This is a genomic window from Sphingomonas faeni (assembly GCF_040407565.1).
Taxonomy (GTDB): domain Bacteria; phylum Pseudomonadota; class Alphaproteobacteria; order Sphingomonadales; family Sphingomonadaceae; genus Sphingomonas; species Sphingomonas faeni_F.
Genome location: NZ_JAPZPR010000004.1, coordinates 262,483 through 280,770 on the forward strand (window position 1 = coordinate 262,483; position 18,288 = coordinate 280,770).

Genomic DNA, 18,288 nt, shown 5'->3' on the forward strand with positions numbered 1-18,288 from the left:
GCCGATCGATGTTTCTGACGCTGTATCGCTCGCTCACCCGGCATCGCCTCTACGCGATCCTCAACATCGGCGGGCTCGCGCTCGGCATCGGGGTGTTCGTGGTACTGATGCTGTTCGTCCGGTTCGAGACCAACTACGACCGCGTTTTGCCGGGATGGGAGCGGGTCTGGACGATCGAGCGCAGTATCCAGTTTCCCGGCAACCCCGAGGTGCGGATCCCGTCTTCGCGCACGCTCGCCGGTCAATTGGCGACGGCGTTCCCCAATCTCGTCGCGGCGCGGATGACGCTCTACGACACAGCGACGGTGCTGGTCGGGAGTACGAGCACGACGCGCAAACTGGCGTTGGTCGACCGGGATTATTTTCGGATCTTCCCATTTCCCGTCGTCGAGGGGGATACCGCGAGCACGCTCGCCCGCCCCGATGGGATCGTCGTCGCTCAAAGCGTCGCGGCGACGTATTTCGGGAAGGCGAGCGCACTCGGACGGACGCTGACGGTCGCGATCGACGGCAAGGCTCGCACCTACCGGGTCGGGGCGGTGATCGCGGACCTGCCGAAGAACCAGACATATGCCAGTGTCCTGTTCGCGGCGATCCCGGCGGAACCGGCCGACGATGCTCGGTCCACCAGCTATGGCGTCGTGACGTTCCTGGCTCTCTCCGATCCCGCGACGGCCGATCGGGTTCGCACGTTCATGCGACGCCACCCGGACCCCGATTTCAATGTCGACGCACGCCAGTTCCTGAAGGAACGCATCGTGCCGCTCGCCGGTCTGCACCTCGCCGGCAACGGGGTCGGCACGGTCGTCGCCGTGCTGGGCGGCGTGGGGATCGTCGCGCTGTTGCTGGCGGTGGTCAATTACGTCAATCTCGCGACCGCGCGCGCAGGGCTCAGGGCGCGGGAAATCGCGATGCGCAAGGTGGTAGGCGCGACCCGGCGGATGTTGATCGGCCAATTGCTCGTCGAGGCGCTATCCGCCGTGACGCTGGCGGCGGTGATCGGGCTGGCGCTTGCCGAGATCGCGCTTCCGTTCGTCAACGCGGTCGGCGGCACCGATTTATCCATCGTCTATTGGGGGGCTGGGTCGATTCTGCCGCCGCTCGTGGCGATGATCTTTCTGGTGACGCTGCTCGCAGGGTTCTACCCGGCCTTCGTGATATCGCGGTTCCTACCCGCGGGCGTGCTCGCGGCTGCGCGGACCCCGGGTGGCGACCGGGCGGGCGCACGGCTGCGCAAGGCGCTCGTCCTGACCCAGTTCGGCATCGCCGTCGCGCTGATGATTGGGACGGTGGTGCTGTTCGCGCAGACCCGGCATGTCCAGCAGGCGGATATCGGCTTCGCGCGCGACGGGCTCATCATGATGAGCGGTTTCAGCGACCCAGCGCTAGATCCGGGCCAACGTGCCCGGCTGATCGACGCGGTGCGCAAGACCCGCGGGGTTGCCGCCATCACGACGAGCGGCGTCGCGCCCGGCGGCGGCACGTTCGCGATCGCCAAGATGAAACGCGCGGGCGCGATAGGCGAGCCGCCGATGATCGTCCAAGCCACGGTGGGCGAGCATTTTTTCGAAACCTACCGAGCCCGGCTGCTGGCAGGTCGGGTGTTCGACCCCGATCGTTTCGCGCTAGACATCGGTCATGCCGACACCGGCACCAAGGCCTCCGCGGGCAGGGTGGCGAACATCATGCTGAACCGTACTGCAGCTCGGCGCCTGGGGTTCGACCGCGCCGACGAGGCGATTGGCCAGATCGTTTCGCTCGAAGACGCGGCGGTAAGGATCGTTGGTGTCGTCGCCGACATGCGCTTCGGTACGCCACGCGAGCCGGTCGAGGCGTTCGCCTACGGCTATCAGCCGGGTGGTGGCTCCAGCGCCCTCCTGGTGGTCCGCACGTCGGCCGACCCCGCAACCGTCCTGCAACAGCTGGAAATCGCATGGCATCGTATCGCCCCCGCGGTTCCGCCCGCAGCGACGACGGTCGACCAGAAACTGTACGAATCCTATTATCGCCAGGACGTCCAGCGGTCGCGGTTGTTCACAGCCGGCGCGGTGCTGGCGGTCGCGATCGGGTGTCTCGGACTCTATGGCCTGGCGGCGTTCGATGTCATGCGGCGGGTCAAGGAGATCGGTATCCGCAAGGTGCTTGGGGCCTCGACCGGCGACGTGATGCGGTTGCTGCTGGTTCAGTTCCTCAAGCCGGTCCTACTTGCGAACGCGATCGCCTGGCCGATCGCGTGGGTCGCCATGTCGCGTTGGCTCAGCGGGTTCGACGACCGGATCGGCCTCTCGCTCGTCTATTTCGTTGCCGCCAGTGCGCTCGCGCTGGTCATCGCCGCGGCGACGGTTTCAAGCCAGGTATGGCGCGTCGCAAGGGCAGAACCCGCGCGCGCGCTGCGCCAGTTCTAGGGTATTGAAGCAGGCGCGTTTCAAGGCGAAAACGCGCTGGCATGCCAAATAGGGCGACCACCGTGCCGCCAACGGTTCGGTGGCAGTAAATCGACCGGAGACAAATCGCAGGTGACGAGCCATCTCCGCATGGTTGCGTCCCTACGCGAGGCGTACGTAGAGCTGTGAATGGTCGAGGCGTCACTCGATTGGCCTGGTCGGCCACTTAGGGGGCGTCGCTCTGCGAGGACTTGCCGATCGGGACCGCCCCGCGAGAGAGCTTTACGTCCTCCTATCCTGACCGACATCGCTGACGATGCAGATCATGAGCGCCGCAATCGGAGGCCGCTCGAGCATGCATTGCGGCGACGTGTTCCCGACGTTCGGGCCGGACATGATATTTAGATACGTCTCACCGGCTATGACGAGGACCCTGCGATGGCATCGAGTCCGTGGTTGGTCGCGCAGTGTCGATTTCGTTGCGGACGACAACAACCTCAGCCGACTGCGAACGTGCAATCGGCTGAGGATTAGGCTTCGCGCTCAGGAAATCGGCACGCCGCCGGTAACGGCCACGACGTTGCCGGACATGTAGCTGCCTTCCGCCGACGCCAGCATGACATAGGCAGGCGCAAGTTCGCCCGGTTGCCCGGCGCGGCCGATCGGCGTGTCCTGCCCGAGCGTCTCCAGCTCCTCCGGCGACTTCGCGATCGGCTGGATCGGCGTCCAGATCGGGCCGGGCGCCACCGCGTTCACGCGAATTCCCTCGCCGGATAGCAGGTTGGACAGGCCCACTGTCAGGCTCGAGATAGCGCCTTTGGTCGCTGCATAGACGATCATGTTTTTGCCGGCCACCTTGGCCTGTTCGCTGGTCGTGTTGATGATCGCCGAGGCAGGCTTCATGTGCGGCACGGCTGCCTTGGCCAAACGGATCATGGCAAAGACGTTAGCGGCCAAAGCGCCCTGCATCTCGTCATCGTCGATGCTGTCGAGTCCCGCGTTCATCGTCTGGGCCGCGGCGTTGTTGACGAGGACATCGATGCCGCCGAGTTCCGCGATCGTACGCTCGACAAGGTTGGCACAGTGATCCCGGTCCCGAATATCGCCCGGCAGCAAGACGCACCGCTGTCCGGCCTTTTCGACCCAGGTCCGCGTATCTTCGGCGTCGGCCTGTTCGTCCGCAAGGTAGGAGATGGCAACGCTTGCACCTTCACGGGCATAGGCAATCGCCACTGCCCGACCGATACCGGAGTCACCGCCGGTTATGAGCGCCACCTTGCCCTTGAGCAGTCCCTTGCCGACGTAGCTTTCCTCGCCGTGATCAGGCTTGGTTCGCATCGCGGCCGTCAAACCGGGGCGCGGCTGGCGCGGCTCATCAGGAAAACTCGTTGGCTGGCTCGTGCGCGGATCGTTGGTCATAGCGGTTCCTGCTGAGGGGGTCAGCTGCAAACGGTTCGCGACGCATAACGTGCCGTGCCACTGGATGTCCGAAGGTGGGAAGCGGGGACGGGCGATCGCATGTCCAATCCCCGATCATCATTGATGCGCGCGGAACGTCAGCCCGATGGTGCGAGGGTCGCTTGGTGTTGCCAGGATCAGGCCCGAATTGCCGGCCTGGATCGTGACGTTCTGGATATAGTCGCGGTCGAACAGGTTGCGCGCGAATACGGCGAGTTCCCAGCCCTTGCTGTTACGATAGCCAACGCTCCCGTTGACGACCGTGTAGCTGCCGATCGTCGTGAAGCGCGACCCCGTCGGATCGCCGAACTGCTTGCTGCGGTAATTGGCATCGGCGTGCGCGATCAGGCTTCCGCCCAGGGTCTCGACCGGCAGAACGTAGTCGCCCCCCACGGTCGCGGACCATTTCGGAAGGCCGGGCAGACCCGTACCGCTCAGGTTGCACGATGCTGCCGTGTTGCCGATCAACTCGATCGGACAGGGGCCGGTCGGGTAGCGGTCATACTTGCCGTCTGCGTAAGCGACCGAAGCGCGCAGCGAGAAATCCCGCGTGACGGCCGCGACGGCGTCGGCTTCCACGCCCTTCGACGTCACCCTTGGAATATTGGCAAGATACGTGCGCAGCGCGGCCGCGGCGCGAGTATCGCTGACGTTGGTCTGGAAGTCGGTAACGCGGGTATAGAAGGCGTCGACATTGAACGTCAGCCGGTTGTCGAACAGGCGGGTCTTCAGGCCAACTTCATACGCCGTATTCTTTTCCGGGCGAACGACCGCAGTACCAAGCGCCGGCAGGTTCTGGTCGTTGAGCGGCAGACCGGACATGTTGATGCCGCCGGACTTCTCGCCGCGGGCATAGCTTGCATAGCCGAGCACGGTGTCGGTGGCCTGCCATGCGATGTTGGCGCGACCCGTCAGCGCACCGTCGTTCACCTTGGCTGCATAGGTCTGGCCGCGCAGGATCCCCAGCCTCGCGGTGACGAGCGCGGGACTGGTGGTGGCGGGCCCGCCGAACACGAACGTGTCGTAGGTGCCGGTCTTGTGCTCATAGGTATAGCGCAGGCCCCCGGTCAGGGTGAGCCGGTCGACCGGCCGCCAGTTGACCTCGCCGAACGCAGCATAGCTGTTCGACTGGAAATCGGTACGACCGTCGGTGCCATAGCCGTCGAGCAGGTTGGCGGGCACCGGGGTGGCGTTTGCGCCGGTGGTCGTTCCGATCAGATAGCGCGCGGCGGCCGGACCATAGATCGAGATCGGCCGACCCTCCACGCGCTGGCGGAAAAAATACAGTCCGCCGACGTAGCTGAGCGCGTGGTCGCCGTTCGAGGCGAGGCGCAGCTCCTGGCTGTACTGGTCCTGGCGCGAGGGAATGTGCTGCTCGATCTGGATCGGGATGCCGGTATAGTCGCGGTCGTTGGCGGCGTCCCAGTTCCAGAAGCGCCACGCGCTGACCGACGTCAGCGTCGCACCGCCGAGAGTCCAGTCGGCGATCGCCGCGACGCCGCCCTCGTTCGTATCGACGCCTAGCGACGCGTCGATGTCGGTCACGCGGTCATAGGGATTGGTGCTGGGCGGAGTGTAATTGAACTGTGCGGCAAGACCGGTCGGGCCGGCAAACTGGCGCGTCGCCGTGCGTGGCACGTCACGCGTGGCGACGCGGTAATAGACTTGGGTGCAGCAGTTGCTCTGGAAGTTGGTAAAGTCCGCGCTAAGTTTGACCTGGAACATCTCGGACGGCTTGAACAGCAATTGTCCGCGCACGGCCTGGTTGCCGATCTGGTTCTGGTCGCGGCCGGTGCGGACGTTGTCGATCACCCCGTCGCGGCGCGTGGCGACGCCCGATATGCGGAAGGCGAGCGTGTCCGTAATCGGGCCGGAAGCCGCTGCCTTCGCCTGGACGAAGTTGAAGCTGCCCACCGTGATTTCCTCGGTCGCCTCGGGCGTGAAAGTCGGTGCGCGCGTCGTCATGTTGATTGCGCCCGCCGTGCTGTTCTTGCCGAACAGCGTCCCCTGCGGCCCGCGCAGCACTTCCACCTGGCCGATGTCGCTGAAGTCGAACGCGGCGGTCGCCGGCCGCGCGTGATACACCTGGTCGACATAGAAACCGACGCCTGGCTCCAGCCCGTCATTGGCCTGGCTTACTGCGACGACGCTGCTGCCCAGGCCCCGGATCGTGAAGGCGGTGTTGCGGGGGTTCGCCGAGCTGTAGTTGAGCGACGGCACGAGCTGCGACAGTTGCTGCGTGTTGACGGTGTAGGATCGGTCGAGCAGTTCGCCGCCGACCACCGAAAGCGAGCCGGGAATGCGCTGGGCGTCCTCGACCCGGCGGCGTGCAGTCACGGTGATCTCGGGCAATCCGATCTGACCGGCATCAACATCGCCCGCAGTCGAAACCGCCGCATGCCCCGGTCGGACGGCCCCCTCCTGCGCATAGGCGGAACTGGTAAGCGCGATGAGACTGGCGGCGCAAAGCAGGTGACGCATCGAAATTCCCCTTCTCGTCCAACACGCCGCTATTGCGGGCTTTGCTGGATCTATATCCGGCCATATACAGGTCCAAACTGATTGGAGAAGACCTTGCCGGCGATAAACCTGCTCCCGCTGCTCATTCTTGCCGCCAGCCCTCAGGCGGTGCCGGTGATGAGCCACTCACCTGTCGCTTGCCCGGCGACAGCGGCCCGGCTTCCGATTGGGCTTGAAGGGTGGGCGCGCAAGCACCCGGTTCGTGCCGGCGCTACGGCTAAGTCCGCACCAGCACTTGCGCTTGGCGCCGGTGGCATGGCGAGCCTGCTCCCGACACCTGACATCATCTATGCCGCTCACCCCGCCAAGCCCGGTGCGTCGCTCAGCAACGGCGGCATCTTCGCGTTCAACGTTCGCACACCCGGTCGCTACCGAGTCGTGCTGGGCGCTCCGGCATGGATCGACGTCCTGAACGGTACGACACCGGCGGTGTCAGTGGCGCATGACCACGGTCCTGATTGCTCGGGCATTCGCAAGATGGTCGACTTCGATCTGAAGCCGGGCCGCTACCTGCTGCAGGTTTCAGGCAACAGCGCCACCACGCTTGCGCTGATGGTCGCGCACGCGCCGACATCTATATCCGCGAAGATATAGGTATCCCAATATGCAGCGGAGGAGGCTATGAAGATCAGGATCGACATGACCGGTTTGCGCTTCGGTCGCCTCATTGGCGTCGGCTTCGCGCACACCAGCCGGAGTGGGCACGCGCATTGGCTCTTTCGATGTGACTGTGGCAATGAAGTGGTGGCGGCAGGAGGTAACGTCCGGTCCGGTAGCACCGCCAGTTGTGGTTGCCTGCACCGCGAGAACAGCGCCGCACGCCTCATCCAACACGGGCACCGTTCGCACCGTCGCCATGACGGGACCTATCGTGCATGGCAGCGCATGAAGATGGAGCACGAACCCGGCGCGATTTCGCCGGCATGGTCAGCAGACTATGCGCGGTTCCTCGCCGATATGGGCGAGCGGCCCAACGGCATGATGCTGAGCCGGATCGACGTTTCCGACCGCTTTGATCCAGCTAATTGCCGATGGGCGCCGGTGCCGTCGCGATCGGCCCGGGCAGCGCAAGGGTGGGCAACACGCGGTGATTGTTCTCGGACTCAGTCCTCCGGCTTGAGCGCGTCGATCAGCCAGTCGAAGTCCGCGCCCGCAGCGGCTGCGACCATGCGGGCCTCAATGCCGCGGTAGCCGGCAAGCACCTGCTTGCCGAACGCGGTCAGATGCGCACCGCCTGTCTTTCCACCGCCGACGCGGGTCTCGACGACCGGCTTGATCCAGGCATGGTTGAGGCTGTCGACGAGCAGCCAAATCCGCCGGTAGCTCATCTCGAGATCGCGGCCGGCGGCCGAGATCGAGCCGGTACGATCGATGGCATCGAGGACGAGTGCCTTACCCGGCCCGATCGCCGGCTCCGCGCCTCGCAGTATCTGCACGTTGACCTTCAGTGGTCCGCTAATAGACATCCGACCGCTCCATGCAGAGCCACGGGTTTACCCCTCCTGGCCTCTTGCGGCTGGTTCCGGCCGATGCCCCCGCGGCGTCCGGTCCGATCGCGTCACCGGCCCAACCAGAGAATTGCGGTTTCAACGTGCTGGCCGCCACGTCATTTTCCGATCAGGACGTCGCTTGCCTTGATCAGCACCGTGACTTGGTCCCCCTCGCTGAGGGCGAGATCGGCAATCGCTTCTTCGGTAATATTGGCGGTGATGACGATACCATTGCCGATATCGACCTTGACCGAGCCGTTCACGGCCCCGGGTTGGATGCTCGCGACGTGGCCTGAGATTTGATTGCGGGCGCTGATCTTCATGTGGTTAGCCTCAAGACTGAAGGAACTGGCCGCGTAGCATGCGGACGCGCTATTTTGAACGGCCCATCGCGGTGCCTGCAGGCCAATCGATTGCAAGGGAGCGAACACCTGGCGATCGGCCGCTCGCGATCGCGTCCGTCTTCGCAGTTTTGTGTCAGCCGTCCTTCTTCACCAGCCGTTTCGGCAAGGCGATTGCCCCGCACAAGGTCAGCTACCGCGATCCGCCGCTAAACAGCCAGCGGTCCTGACTTCCCGCAACTGGCTCCATTGCGAGCGGCAGAGGGGTTTAAGCCGGTCCTCTCGTCGAGACGGAAGGACCGTCCGGAGTAAGACGCTGTAAGGGGGCCTGAACGTTTGCGAGAGGGTCTGCGATGAGGGCCCCGCCGCGATGCGACGCTGCCCGAGATTGTACAACCTGATCGCGCGCGGCATGCTCGTTCCAGGATTCTTCTGGGATGTAACGACATGAACCGTCTGCTCACTGCATTTGCCTGCTTCACCGTGCTGCTTCCTGCAGGCGTGACGGCACAGACCGTTGCCCCGCGGGACGTGGCGGCCGCTCTAGCATCGCCGACCCGCGCACCTGCGAACCGCGCGCGCGATCGCTATCGTCACCCCGCGGAGACGTTGGCCTTCTTTGGCGTGAAGCCGACGCAGACCGTCGTAGAATTCCTGCCGGCCGGGGGCTGGTATACTGAGATCCTCGCGCCACTGGTGAAGGGCCGCGGGCACTATATTGCGCTTGTACCGACTGCGCAGGCCGAACGCACTCGCATCGGGTTCGCGCAGAAGGCTGCAGCGTACGGCATGACGGAGGTCGCGACGATCGACTTCAAGACTGGCTTATCGACGATCCCGGCCGGGAGCGCGGATGTGCTGCTCACGTTTCGAAACGTCCACAATTTGCTGATGCAGGATGATCCCGCGGTCCCGAGCCGCGTGTTCAAGGCATTCTATGCCGCGCTCAAACCGGGTGGCGTGCTCGGCGTGGTCGATCATCGCTTGCCGGAAGACATGGACACAGCGCGCGAGAAGACGAGCGGATATATCAAGCGATCGACGATAGTCCGGCTGGCGCAGGAGGCTGGCTTCACACTGGCCGCCGAGTCTCGCGTCAACGCCAACCCGCGGGATACCCATGATCATCCAGAAGGCGTTTGGACACTGCCGCCGACGTATCGATTGAAGGATGTCGATCGGGCCAAGTACGCCGCCATCGGCGAGAGCGACCGTTTGACGCTGAGGTTCGTCAAGGGACGATGATCGAGGCGAACAGGCGGGAAGGACAGCCCGCTTGTCGCCCGTCGCTTCGGCCAGCTGGGTTTTAAGCGTCTGGCTTTGCCTGATGCCGATTGTGCCGCTAGCGCAAAGCGCGACAGTCGAGAGGATAAGTGGTGGCGAGCGTCGAAATCAGCGGACTTTCCAAGCAATTCGGCGAAACGACCGTCCTCGAGCCGACCGACCTGACGATTGCGGACGGTGAGTTCGTCGTGCTTGTCGGACCGTCGGGGTGCGGCAAGTCGACGCTGTTGCGCATGATCGCGGGCCTCGAGGTGCCGAGCGCGGGGCGGGTGGTGATCGGCGGACGCGACGTGACCGACGCGGCGCCGTCAGATCGCGGACTGGCGATGGTGTTCCAGTCCTACGCGCTTTACCCGCATTTGACGGTCGCGGAGAATATTGCGTTTCCGTTGAAGGTCGCGAAAGTCGCCAAGCGCGAGATTGCCGAGCGGGTCGCGGAGGTCGCGGCGATGCTCGACCTGTCGGAATTGCTCGACCGGCGGCCGCGTGCCTTGTCGGGCGGGCAACGCCAGCGCGTGTCGATCGCCCGCGCGGTCGTGCGGCGGCCCAAGGTGTTGCTGCTCGACGAGCCGTTGTCGAACCTCGACGCCAATCTGCGCGCGCGGATGCGGCACGAGTTCGCGCGGCTGCATCAGCAGCTTGGCGCGACGATGATCTACGTGACGCACGATCAGCTCGAGGCGATGACGCTCGCCAACCGGATCGTCGTGATGAGCGAGGGGCGCGTGGAGCAGGTCGGGCCGCCGATCGAGGTGTACCGGCGACCGGCGAGCCTGGCGGTGGCCGCGGCGATCGGGTCGCCGGGCATGAATTTGCTCGCGGCGACGATCGCGTCGGTCGAGGCTGACGGTACGACGGTAAGGCTGGCAGGCGGCGAGACGGTGAAGACCGGCGCGATCGTCCCGGCGGAAGCGGTCGGTTCGGCGGTTATGCTCGGCGTTCGCCCCGAACATCTGCATGTCGACGACGCGGGGCCGTTCGTCGGCGCGGTCGAGTTGTTCGAGCGGCTCGGGCCGTTGTCGTTCGCGCATCTCGGCGCACGCGGCGCGGCGGATACGATCGTCGCGCAGTTGCCGGGGGATCGGTCGGTGACGCTCGGCGAAGTCCTCCGCGTCGGCGTTGCCCCCGAGGACGCGCATGTGTTCGGCGCCGATGGTCGCGCCTATCCCTTCACGCTGCCGCCGAGCAGTCCGGTCAGGTAATAACGCTGCATCGCGAGGAAGAGCAGTAGCACCGGCATCGTCGTGACCACCGCGGCTGCCATCATCAGTTCGCCGTCCGCCGAATGTTCGCGCGCGATCGCGGCGACCGCGACCGGCAGCGTGTAGAGATGCTGGTCGGCCAGCACGATCAGCGGCCAGAGGAAGTCGTTCCACGAGCCGAGGAACATGAACAGCGCCAGTGTGACGACGATCGGGGTGAGGAGCGGCAGGACGATCGTCACGAAAATCCGCGTCTCGCTAGCGCCGTCGATCCGGGCCGCGTCGATCATCTCGTCGGGGATCGCCAGCGTCGCCTGCCGCACGAACAGGATCGCGAAGATGCCCGCGAGGCTCGGCAGGATCACGCCGGCATAGCTGTTGACGAGCCCGAGTTGCTTGAAGATCAGGAAAAGCGGCAACATCGCGACCTGTCCCGGTACGACCAGCGACGCGATCAGGATCTTCAGCAGCCGCTCGCGCCCGCGGAAGCGGAGCTTGGCGAAGGCGTAGCCGGCCGGCACCGTCAGCAGCAGGCCGAGCAGCGTCGAGATCGCGGCGATGGCGACGCTGTTGAACAGCGCGGGGACGATTCGGTAGTCGAACCACGCGCCGTCGATCAGCCGCCGGACGAGCAGTTCGTGGTAATTTTCCAGCGACCAGTGCGACGGCCAGAGCGGTGTCGGCAGATTGCTCGACTCGCCGCGCGGCATGAACGATACGATCACCATGTAGAGCAGTGGCGCAATCGTCAGCGCGGTCAGCAGTGCGACCGCGGCGTTGGCGAGGATCGCGCGAGGTTTTAGAGCCATTCGTAGCGCTTCCCGATCCGCGTCTGCACCATCGTCAGCGCGAGGATCATCAGGAACAGGACGAACGCGACTGCGCTGGCCTGGCCGAGGTTCCACCATTTGAAGCCTTCGTCGAACATGAAATACAGGATCGTCGTCGTGCTCTGCGCAGGGCCGCCGAGCGTCATGACATAGGGCTCGGCGAAGATCTGGAGGAAGCCCGCGACGCTCATCACCGCGGCGAGCAGCAACGTCGGACCGATCGCGGGGAGGGTGACGTGGCGGAAGCGGCCCCAGCGGCCGGCGCCGTCGAGCCGTGCGGCCTCCATCAGGTCCTGCGGCACCGCCGACAGCGCGGCGGTGAAGACGATCATGTTGTAGCCGAAGATCTTCCAGGTGACGAATATCAGGATCGCCGGAATCGAGGTGTGCGGGTTGCCCAGCCAGTCGACCGGCGCTGCCCCGACCGTCGCGAGCGCGCGATTGATCAGCCCTGAGCGTTCGTTGAACAGGAAGCGCCACACGACGGCGGTCGCGACGATGCTGGTGACGTAGGGCGCGAACAGCAGCACGCGCCACAGCGGCTTCCACCGCACGGTGGCATCGTTCAGCAGCAGTGCGACTGCCAACGACGTACCGATCGCCATCGGCACGCCGAGCACCGCGAACACTGCGGTATTGGCCAATGCGCGCCAGAACAGCGGCGTCGAGAACAGGTCGATGAAATTGCCGAGCCCGACGAAGCGCAGGTTCGCCCAGTCGGCGAGCGCGTAGATCGAGTAGTCGGTGACCGACAACGCCATCGCCAGTGCGGTCGGCAGGACGAAGACCAGCGCGATGATCGCGAGCACCGGTGCCGAGAATAGCCAGGCGGCGCGTTCCTGGCGGGTCATGCGAGCGTCCCCGCCCCGACCAGCGCGCGGCGCTTGGCAAGCAACTGGTCGACGCGCGTGTCGAGCCCGGCCAACGCTTCGGGGATCGTCTGCACGCCCCGCACGACGCGCTCGGCAGCGAACTGGATCTCGAGCTTGATCCGCTCCCACTCGATGACCTTCGGCGCCGCGGCAGGCAAGCGCATCTGCTCCTTGAACGGCGCGAGTATCGGTGCGCGGAGTTGCGGTGAGGACCAGGCACTCAGGCGGGCCGGGAGATTGCCGATCAGGCGCTGGTAGCGGAGTTCGCTTGCCGGCGAACTGAGATGGCGGACGAGCGCCCACGCCTCGGCCGGGCGCGGCGTCGAGGCGGAAACGCATAGGCTGGTACTCAGTCCCGATACCGCGCCGAGCCCATGCGGACCGGCGAGCCGCGCCGTCCCCCAGCGCTCGGCGGGTATCTCCGCAGCGCGACGGTGAAGGTCGAGCAGGGTCGTCGGCCCGGTCGGCCAGATCGCGAAATAGCCCTGTGCGAAGGCCGCGACCGGATCCTGTATCTCGGTTGAAAGTGCTTTTGGCGCGAGCCCTTCGGCGAAGATCCGCGCGTAGTAGGCGAACGCGGCCTTTGCCTCCGTCGTCTGAAAATTGCCGCGCGTATCGTGGTCGCGGAGCATCGTCGCGCCGGTCTGGCCAAGCATCGTGATGAGCGTGTCCGGCCAGTTGAGCAAGAGCATGAATACGAAGTCGTCGGGGCGCTGTCGCTTGATCGCATGCCCCATGCGGAGCCAGCCATCCCAGTCTTCGGCAGGCGCGGCATAGCCTGCCTTGGCAAGAATATCCCGGCGGTAGAACTGGACCTGCGGCGCAACCGACCACGGCACGGCAAAGTCGCGCCCCTGCACGCGCGTCGCATCGAGCACGCCGGGAAACATGTCGGCGACCAGAGCGGGCGAGGGGATTGGTGCGATCGCGCCGATCGTCGCGAACTCCTGCACCCAGCCGTTATACAGCATCAGCACGTCGGGCATTGCGCCGCCGGCTTGTGCGGTCAGCAGCTTCTCGTGACTCGCGGTCGCCGGGAGGGATTGCACATCCACCGCGATCCCCGTCGCGGCGGTGAAGGCGGGCATCAGCATCGGCGAATAATCGCCCTCGTAGCTCATCGCCCAGAATTTCAGCGGTTCGGCACCGCGCGTGCCGGCACACGCCGCCAGACCCAGCGTCGGCAGGAGCCCCAATGCGGCCCTCCGCGTCCAGTCCTGCGCCTGCTCCCCCATCGTCGGATCGTGGCGCATCGCAGCGTTCCGCGCCACCCCCTGCGTAAGGCGATAACCGCCGAAATATTGCGCTAAGTTAATGCCTTGGCGGGGTTTGCGCAGGCGATATGCTTGCTCCGCGGCCCGCGATGCGCCTAAGCCGAGCATAACGAACGCCGGCGGGGGCCAATGCCGGCGAACAGGGAGAGAAGTCATGCGTATCCTTCGCCGCCGTCATCTGCTGTCCGGCGTCGCGCTGCTTGCCGCGACGTCTGTACAAGCGCAGGTTGCCCCCCCGACGACCAATACGCCGACCACCGATACGCCCGCGCCCGCCGCCGCTGATCCAGCCCCGGACCCCGCAAGCGAGATCGTCGTCACCGGCTCACGCATCGCACGCCCGGATTACGAAGCGCCCAACCCGATCGTCTCGTTCAGCGCGGCCGACCTCCAGAAGTCGGGCAACACCAACGTCACGACCTTCCTCCAGCGGGTGCCGGCGCTGACGAACTCGCGCGACAGCACGCGGACAGCCGGCAATTCCCAGGCCGACGGCAGCTTCGGGCAGGTCGGCCTCAATTTGCTCGACCTGCGCGGTCTCGGGCCGAACCGGACGCTGGTGCTCGTCAATGGCCGCCGCCATGTCGCGGGCCAGCCCGACACCGCGGCGGTCGACATCAACGCGATCCCGACCGACCTGATCGAGCGGGTGGACGTGCTCACCGGCGCCGCCTCCGCAGTGTACGGCGCGGATGGCGTATCGGGGGTCGTCAACTTCGTCCTGAAGCGCGATTTCGACGGCGTGGCAGCGCGCAGCCAGTTCGGCATCTCCGAGCGCGGCGATGCCGCCAACCGCTTCGCCTCGCTGATTGCAGGCCGCAACTTCGCCGATGGCCGCGGCAACCTGACGCTCGCCTACGAGTATAATGCCGACCAGCCGCTCGCGAACGACGACCGCCGGTATCTCGCCCAGGGCGAGCGCCAGTATTTTGTAAATCTCGACGGCTACGACCCGACGCGCGCGGGCAGCTACAAAATCGGACCAGTGCGCGACCTTCGTTATCCGTACAGCTCGAACCAGGGCATCGTGTATATCGGCGACCAGACATTCCGCGGTGACGGCGCGGTCTATACGCCCGGCCGTTTCCTGCAGAACGACAGCTATTCCGTGGGCGGCGACGACACGCCGGTCGCGGGATATATCGGCGACATCTTTCCGCGCACCCGCCGCCACGCGGTCAACGCGTTGACGCATTACGACGCGTCGGACGCGTTCAAGATCAGTCTGGAAGGCAAGTTCGTCCAGTCGACCGTGACAAGCTTCGGCGGCTATGGCGGCAATTATCCCGCGACCATTGCGCTCGACAATCCCTACATTCCGGCAAGCATCCTCGCCGCGGCGACCGCGGCCGGGCTCGGCTCGGTCGACGTCAATCGCAACAATTTCGACATCCCGCGCCGGGGCGAGGAAGACCGCCGCCGCACCTATCGCGGCGTCGTCGACGTCACCGGTCGCATCTTCGAGCATGCCAGCTACGATGTGTCCTATACCTACGGCCAGACCGACGTCCGCGCGACCAAGCTCAACGACCGCCTCAACGATCGCTTCCTGAACGCGCTCGATGCGGTGCGCGGGCCGGGGGGAACGGTCGTCTGTCGCTCGGCCGATGCCCGCGCCGCCGGTTGCGTCCCGGTCAACACGTTCGGCGGCAACACCGTGGACCCGGCGTCGTTCGGCTACTTCCTGAGCAACCCGGCGAGTGACGCGCGCCTGACGCAGCACGTCGCCAACGCCTCGCTGAACGGCGACTTCGGGCAGTTTTTCACGCTGCCCGGCGGCCCGATCGCGTTCGCGGTCGGTGGCGAATATCGCCGCGAGTCGAGCAGCTTTCGCCCCGCGCAGGCAATCACCGACAACGCATTCTACCAGTATGACGAATACATCCTGCCGACCCCGTCGAGCGGCCATTTCGATGTCTGGGAAGCGTTCGGCGAGCTCAACGCGCCGATCCTGAAGGACGTGCCGTTCGCCAGCCTGCTCTCGGTCGGTGCCGCCGGACGCTATTCGGATTATTCGACGGTCGGCTCGACCCGCGCCTACCAGTTCAACGGCATCTACGCGCCGATCCGCGAGATCAGCTTCCGGGGCTCCTACGGTCGCTCGGTCCGCGCGCCCAACATCGGCGAGATCTTCCGCCCACAGACCGGCAGCAGCAATTTCTTCTCCGATCCCTGCTACCTCGGCAACCGCACGCTCGGCACGCAGTTCCGCACCGCGAACTGCCAGACGCTGATCACCGGGGCAGGGGGCAATCCCGCCAATTTCACCGCGCAGAACAACCCGAACGCGACGATCTTCATCCCCGGCACGCAGCAGGGCAATCCGGACCTGCGCGCCGAAGTCGCCCGCACCTGGACGGCGGGCGTCGTGGTGCGGCCGATCTCGGGGCTTTCGATCGGGCTCGACTGGTACGACATCCGGTTGCGCGACGCGATCAACACGCCCGATGCGAACACGATCGCGTTGTTGTGCGTCGACCAGCCGACGCTCGACAACGCCTATTGCAACGCGATCAGTCGCGAGCGCGGCACCGGGTTCATCAACGGCTATGTCGTCCAGCCGCAGAACGTCGCGGCGTTCCGGACCGCCGGCGCCGAACTCAACATCGCCTATCGTTTCCGGACGGCGCGAATGGGGGCGTTCGATATCCGGTTGGTAGGCGGCTATCTCGACAAGCTCGAACAGGTCGCCACGCCCGGCGCCACTACCGAGGACAATGTCGACCAGCCCTTCCGTCCGAAATATACCTTCACCTTCTCGCCGAGCTGGACCGCGGGGGCGCTGACCCTGAGCTACAATCTGCGCTGGCAGGACGGTGTCCGCCGTTTCGCGAAGGCCGATACCGATGCGAACCCGACCCTCGTCGACCCGCGCTATTTCCGGTACAAGGAACTGTGGCAGCACGACGTGCAGGCCGAGGTCGCGGTCGACGAGCGCTTCTCGTTCTACGGCGGCGTCAACAACCTCGCCGACCAGAAGCCCGACATCGGGTTCGAGACCAACATACCGATCTCGCCGGTCGGTCGATACTTCTACGCAGGGGCGAAGGTCCGGTACTGAAGGCACCTACGTCGATCCTGTGGTGAGGACCCATTGATCTGAGCATCGTGATCTGATTCGAGCTCCGCAAGGAAGCCGGTGACGAGCGACCTTGAGTGGTTGACCAACGAGCAGATGGCGAGGGTTGAGCCGTATTGCACAAGTGATGGTAGGCAGACGTCGAGTGCTATCGTCTTCTCGAACTGTATCGAGCTGCGCTGATGCGACGCACCTGGGAAACGCGGGCCTTGGAAGACGGTCGGAAGCGGCTTGTCTTGAGACACCTCACGCGACATCGAGCGGGCGGGTAGCAAAGATGGCCTCGGGCCTCTTGTCTATCGTGGCAAAGCCCGTCCCGAGCGTGTCGAACGGGCTGCACGAACCCGAAGCTGCACGCCCGCACCGATCTGAGCAGGTCGTACTGAAGAAAGCAGCGCGCCCGGTTTCCAGTGACACGGGCCGCTAGCGACCGTCATTCCACGCAGGGCTGGTGGTCGCACAAGCACGTCCCGGCCGATTACGGCTTGTCGACTTACAGGCGGCGTGCGCGGCCTGTAGAATGGCGGATCATCAACGACGCGAGTACCGTCACCGGCATGGTGATCGCGGGTCCGCTTGAGCGATCGGCGATGATGAGATTGACCGCTTGCGCGGTGACTTCGGCGATCGGCTGGCTGATGGCAGTCAGTGGCGGATGCGCCAGGCGAATGATCGGGGTGTCGTCGAAGCTGACCAGCGACAGGTCGTCCGGCACCACGAGGCCGCGTTCGCGCGCCAGTTCGAGCGTCGCCAGCGTCATCTGATCGTTGCTCGCGATGATCGCGGTCGGCGGGTCGCGCAGTGCCAACAGATGCGCTGCGGCGGCGCGGCCCGAGGCGTGGCTGAAATCGCCGACCGCGAGCAGATCGTCCGCCGCCAGCGCCGCCGCGGCCATCGCCGCACGCCAGCCCTCGACCCGCCACGTGCTCAGTTCATACTCGGCAGGGCCGGCGATGAAGCCGATCCGTGTGTGACCGAGCTCGACGAGATGTTCGGTGGCGATCGCCGCGGCGCGCGTGTCGTCCATGATCAGCCGGATGCCGGGCCCCTCGGTCAGCGAGCCGATCCGCGCGAAGCTGATGCCCTGCGCCTCGAGCAGGTTGATGATCAGCGGATTGCCCGAATGCGGCGGCGTCAGGATCACGCCATCGGGTTGCAGCGCCGCGATCGCCGCCAGCAGTTCGCGCTCGATATGGTCGCTATGCGTGTCGACCAGCTCGACGATCAGCCGATAGCCGTGCTCGGCGCAGGTCAGCATGCCGCCCAGCATCATCTGGTCGAACCAGTCGGTACCCTGTCGCGCGCGCCAGTCGGCGATGGTCCGCTCGCGGTCGTTGAGCGCCAGGATCAGGTACGAGCGCGAGCCCCCCATGCGCTGCGCCGCGATCGACGGGACGTAGCCAAGCTTGTCGATCGACGCCTGGACGCGGGCCATCATCCCGGGCCGGACGCCCGACTCCTTGTTCACCACGCGGCTGACGGTCTGGAGCGAAACGCCCGCATCCGCCGCGACATGCTTGATCGTTACCGCCTGACGCCGCCTTGCCATCCTCG

General features: G+C 65.4%; 14 protein-coding genes. 6 read left to right on the plus strand and 8 right to left on the minus strand.

Features of this window, described 5'->3' with window-relative positions:
• Nucleotides 1–8 precede the first annotated feature (8 nt).
• A complete protein-coding gene (locus tag O6Y00_RS10275; RefSeq protein ID WP_353442485.1) occupies nt 9–2,405 on the plus strand; it encodes an ABC transporter permease in 2,397 nt (798 codons plus the stop codon).
• 522 nt (nt 2,406–2,927) lie between these two features.
• On the opposite strand, the gene O6Y00_RS10280 is transcribed toward O6Y00_RS10275, so the two are convergent.
• Both O6Y00_RS10280 and O6Y00_RS10285 read right to left on the minus strand, forming a co-directional pair.
• A complete protein-coding gene (locus O6Y00_RS10280; RefSeq protein ID WP_353442486.1) occupies nt 2,928–3,803 on the minus strand; it encodes an SDR family oxidoreductase in 876 nt (291 codons plus the stop codon).
• A 117-nt stretch (nt 3,804–3,920) separates the two neighbouring features.
• A complete protein-coding gene (locus O6Y00_RS10285) occupies nt 3,921–6,323 on the minus strand; it encodes a TonB-dependent receptor (protein ID WP_353442487.1) in 2,403 nt (800 codons plus the stop codon).
• Between the two features lie 294 nt (nt 6,324–6,617).
• Here O6Y00_RS10285 and O6Y00_RS10290 point away from each other — a divergent pair, with 294 nt between their 5' ends.
• Nucleotides 6,618–6,956, plus strand: a complete 339-nt coding sequence (locus O6Y00_RS10290) for a homogentisate 1,2-dioxygenase (RefSeq protein WP_353442488.1) — start codon at nt 6,618–6,620, stop codon at nt 6,954–6,956.
• A 509-nt stretch (nt 6,957–7,465) separates the two neighbouring features.
• Here the strand turns inward: O6Y00_RS10290 and O6Y00_RS10295 are convergent.
• Both O6Y00_RS10295 and O6Y00_RS10300 read right to left on the minus strand, forming a co-directional pair.
• Nucleotides 7,466–7,828: a winged helix-turn-helix domain-containing protein gene (locus O6Y00_RS10295; protein WP_353442489.1), complete on the minus strand. Its 363-nt coding sequence runs from the start codon at nt 7,826–7,828 to the stop codon at nt 7,466–7,468.
• A gap of 140 nt (nt 7,829–7,968) precedes the next feature.
• On the minus strand, nt 7,969–8,175 hold the full coding sequence (locus tag O6Y00_RS10300) for a TOBE domain-containing protein (RefSeq protein WP_353442490.1): 207 nt from the start codon (nt 8,173–8,175) through the stop codon (nt 7,969–7,971).
• Nucleotides 8,176–8,213: 38 nt separating this feature from the next.
• Here O6Y00_RS10300 and O6Y00_RS10305 point away from each other — a divergent pair, with 38 nt between their 5' ends.
• The 3 genes from O6Y00_RS10305 to O6Y00_RS10315 all read left to right on the plus strand — a co-directional run bounded on the left by O6Y00_RS10305 (nt 8,214) and on the right by O6Y00_RS10315 (nt 10,679).
• Nucleotides 8,214–8,423 carry a hypothetical protein gene (locus O6Y00_RS10305; protein ID WP_353442491.1) on the plus strand — a complete coding sequence of 70 codons (210 nt, stop codon included), beginning with the start codon at nt 8,214–8,216 and terminating at the stop codon, nt 8,421–8,423.
• A 217-nt stretch (nt 8,424–8,640) separates the two neighbouring features.
• On the plus strand, nt 8,641–9,438 hold the full coding sequence (locus O6Y00_RS10310; protein ID WP_353442492.1) for a class I SAM-dependent methyltransferase: 798 nt from the start codon (nt 8,641–8,643) through the stop codon (nt 9,436–9,438).
• A gap of 131 nt (nt 9,439–9,569) precedes the next feature.
• Nucleotides 9,570–10,679, plus strand: coding sequence for an ABC transporter ATP-binding protein (locus O6Y00_RS10315; RefSeq protein ID WP_353442493.1), 1,110 nt, complete (start codon nt 9,570–9,572; stop codon nt 10,677–10,679).
• On the opposite strand, the gene O6Y00_RS10320 is transcribed toward O6Y00_RS10315, so the two are convergent.
• Genes O6Y00_RS10320 through O6Y00_RS10330 form a run of 3 tightly spaced genes read right to left on the minus strand, consistent with a single transcriptional unit; the run spans nt 10,640 to nt 13,634 of the window.
• Complete coding sequence (locus tag O6Y00_RS10320; RefSeq protein WP_353442494.1) at nt 10,640–11,488, minus strand: carbohydrate ABC transporter permease; 849 nt, start codon at nt 11,486–11,488, stop codon at nt 10,640–10,642. The genes O6Y00_RS10315 and O6Y00_RS10320 overlap by 40 nt on opposite strands.
• On the minus strand, nt 11,479–12,360 hold the full coding sequence (locus tag O6Y00_RS10325; RefSeq protein WP_353442495.1) for a carbohydrate ABC transporter permease: 882 nt from the start codon (nt 12,358–12,360) through the stop codon (nt 11,479–11,481). Before O6Y00_RS10325 ends, O6Y00_RS10320 begins: the two co-directional genes overlap by 10 nt.
• Nucleotides 12,357–13,634 (minus strand): extracellular solute-binding protein, encoded by a 1,278-nt coding sequence (locus O6Y00_RS10330; protein WP_353442496.1) that lies wholly within the window; start codon nt 13,632–13,634, stop codon nt 12,357–12,359. Before O6Y00_RS10330 ends, O6Y00_RS10325 begins: the two co-directional genes overlap by 4 nt.
• Nucleotides 13,635–13,809: 175 nt before the next feature.
• Between O6Y00_RS10330 and O6Y00_RS10335 the strand changes: the two genes are divergently transcribed.
• Nucleotides 13,810–16,716, plus strand: coding sequence for a TonB-dependent receptor plug domain-containing protein (locus tag O6Y00_RS10335; protein ID WP_353442498.1), 2,907 nt, complete (start codon nt 13,810–13,812; stop codon nt 16,714–16,716).
• 511 nt (nt 16,717–17,227) lie between these two features.
• Here O6Y00_RS10335 and O6Y00_RS10340 read toward each other — a convergent pair.
• A complete protein-coding gene (locus O6Y00_RS10340) occupies nt 17,228–18,283 on the minus strand; it encodes a LacI family DNA-binding transcriptional regulator (protein WP_353442499.1) in 1,056 nt (351 codons plus the stop codon).
• Nucleotides 18,284–18,288: the final 5 nt, after the last annotated feature.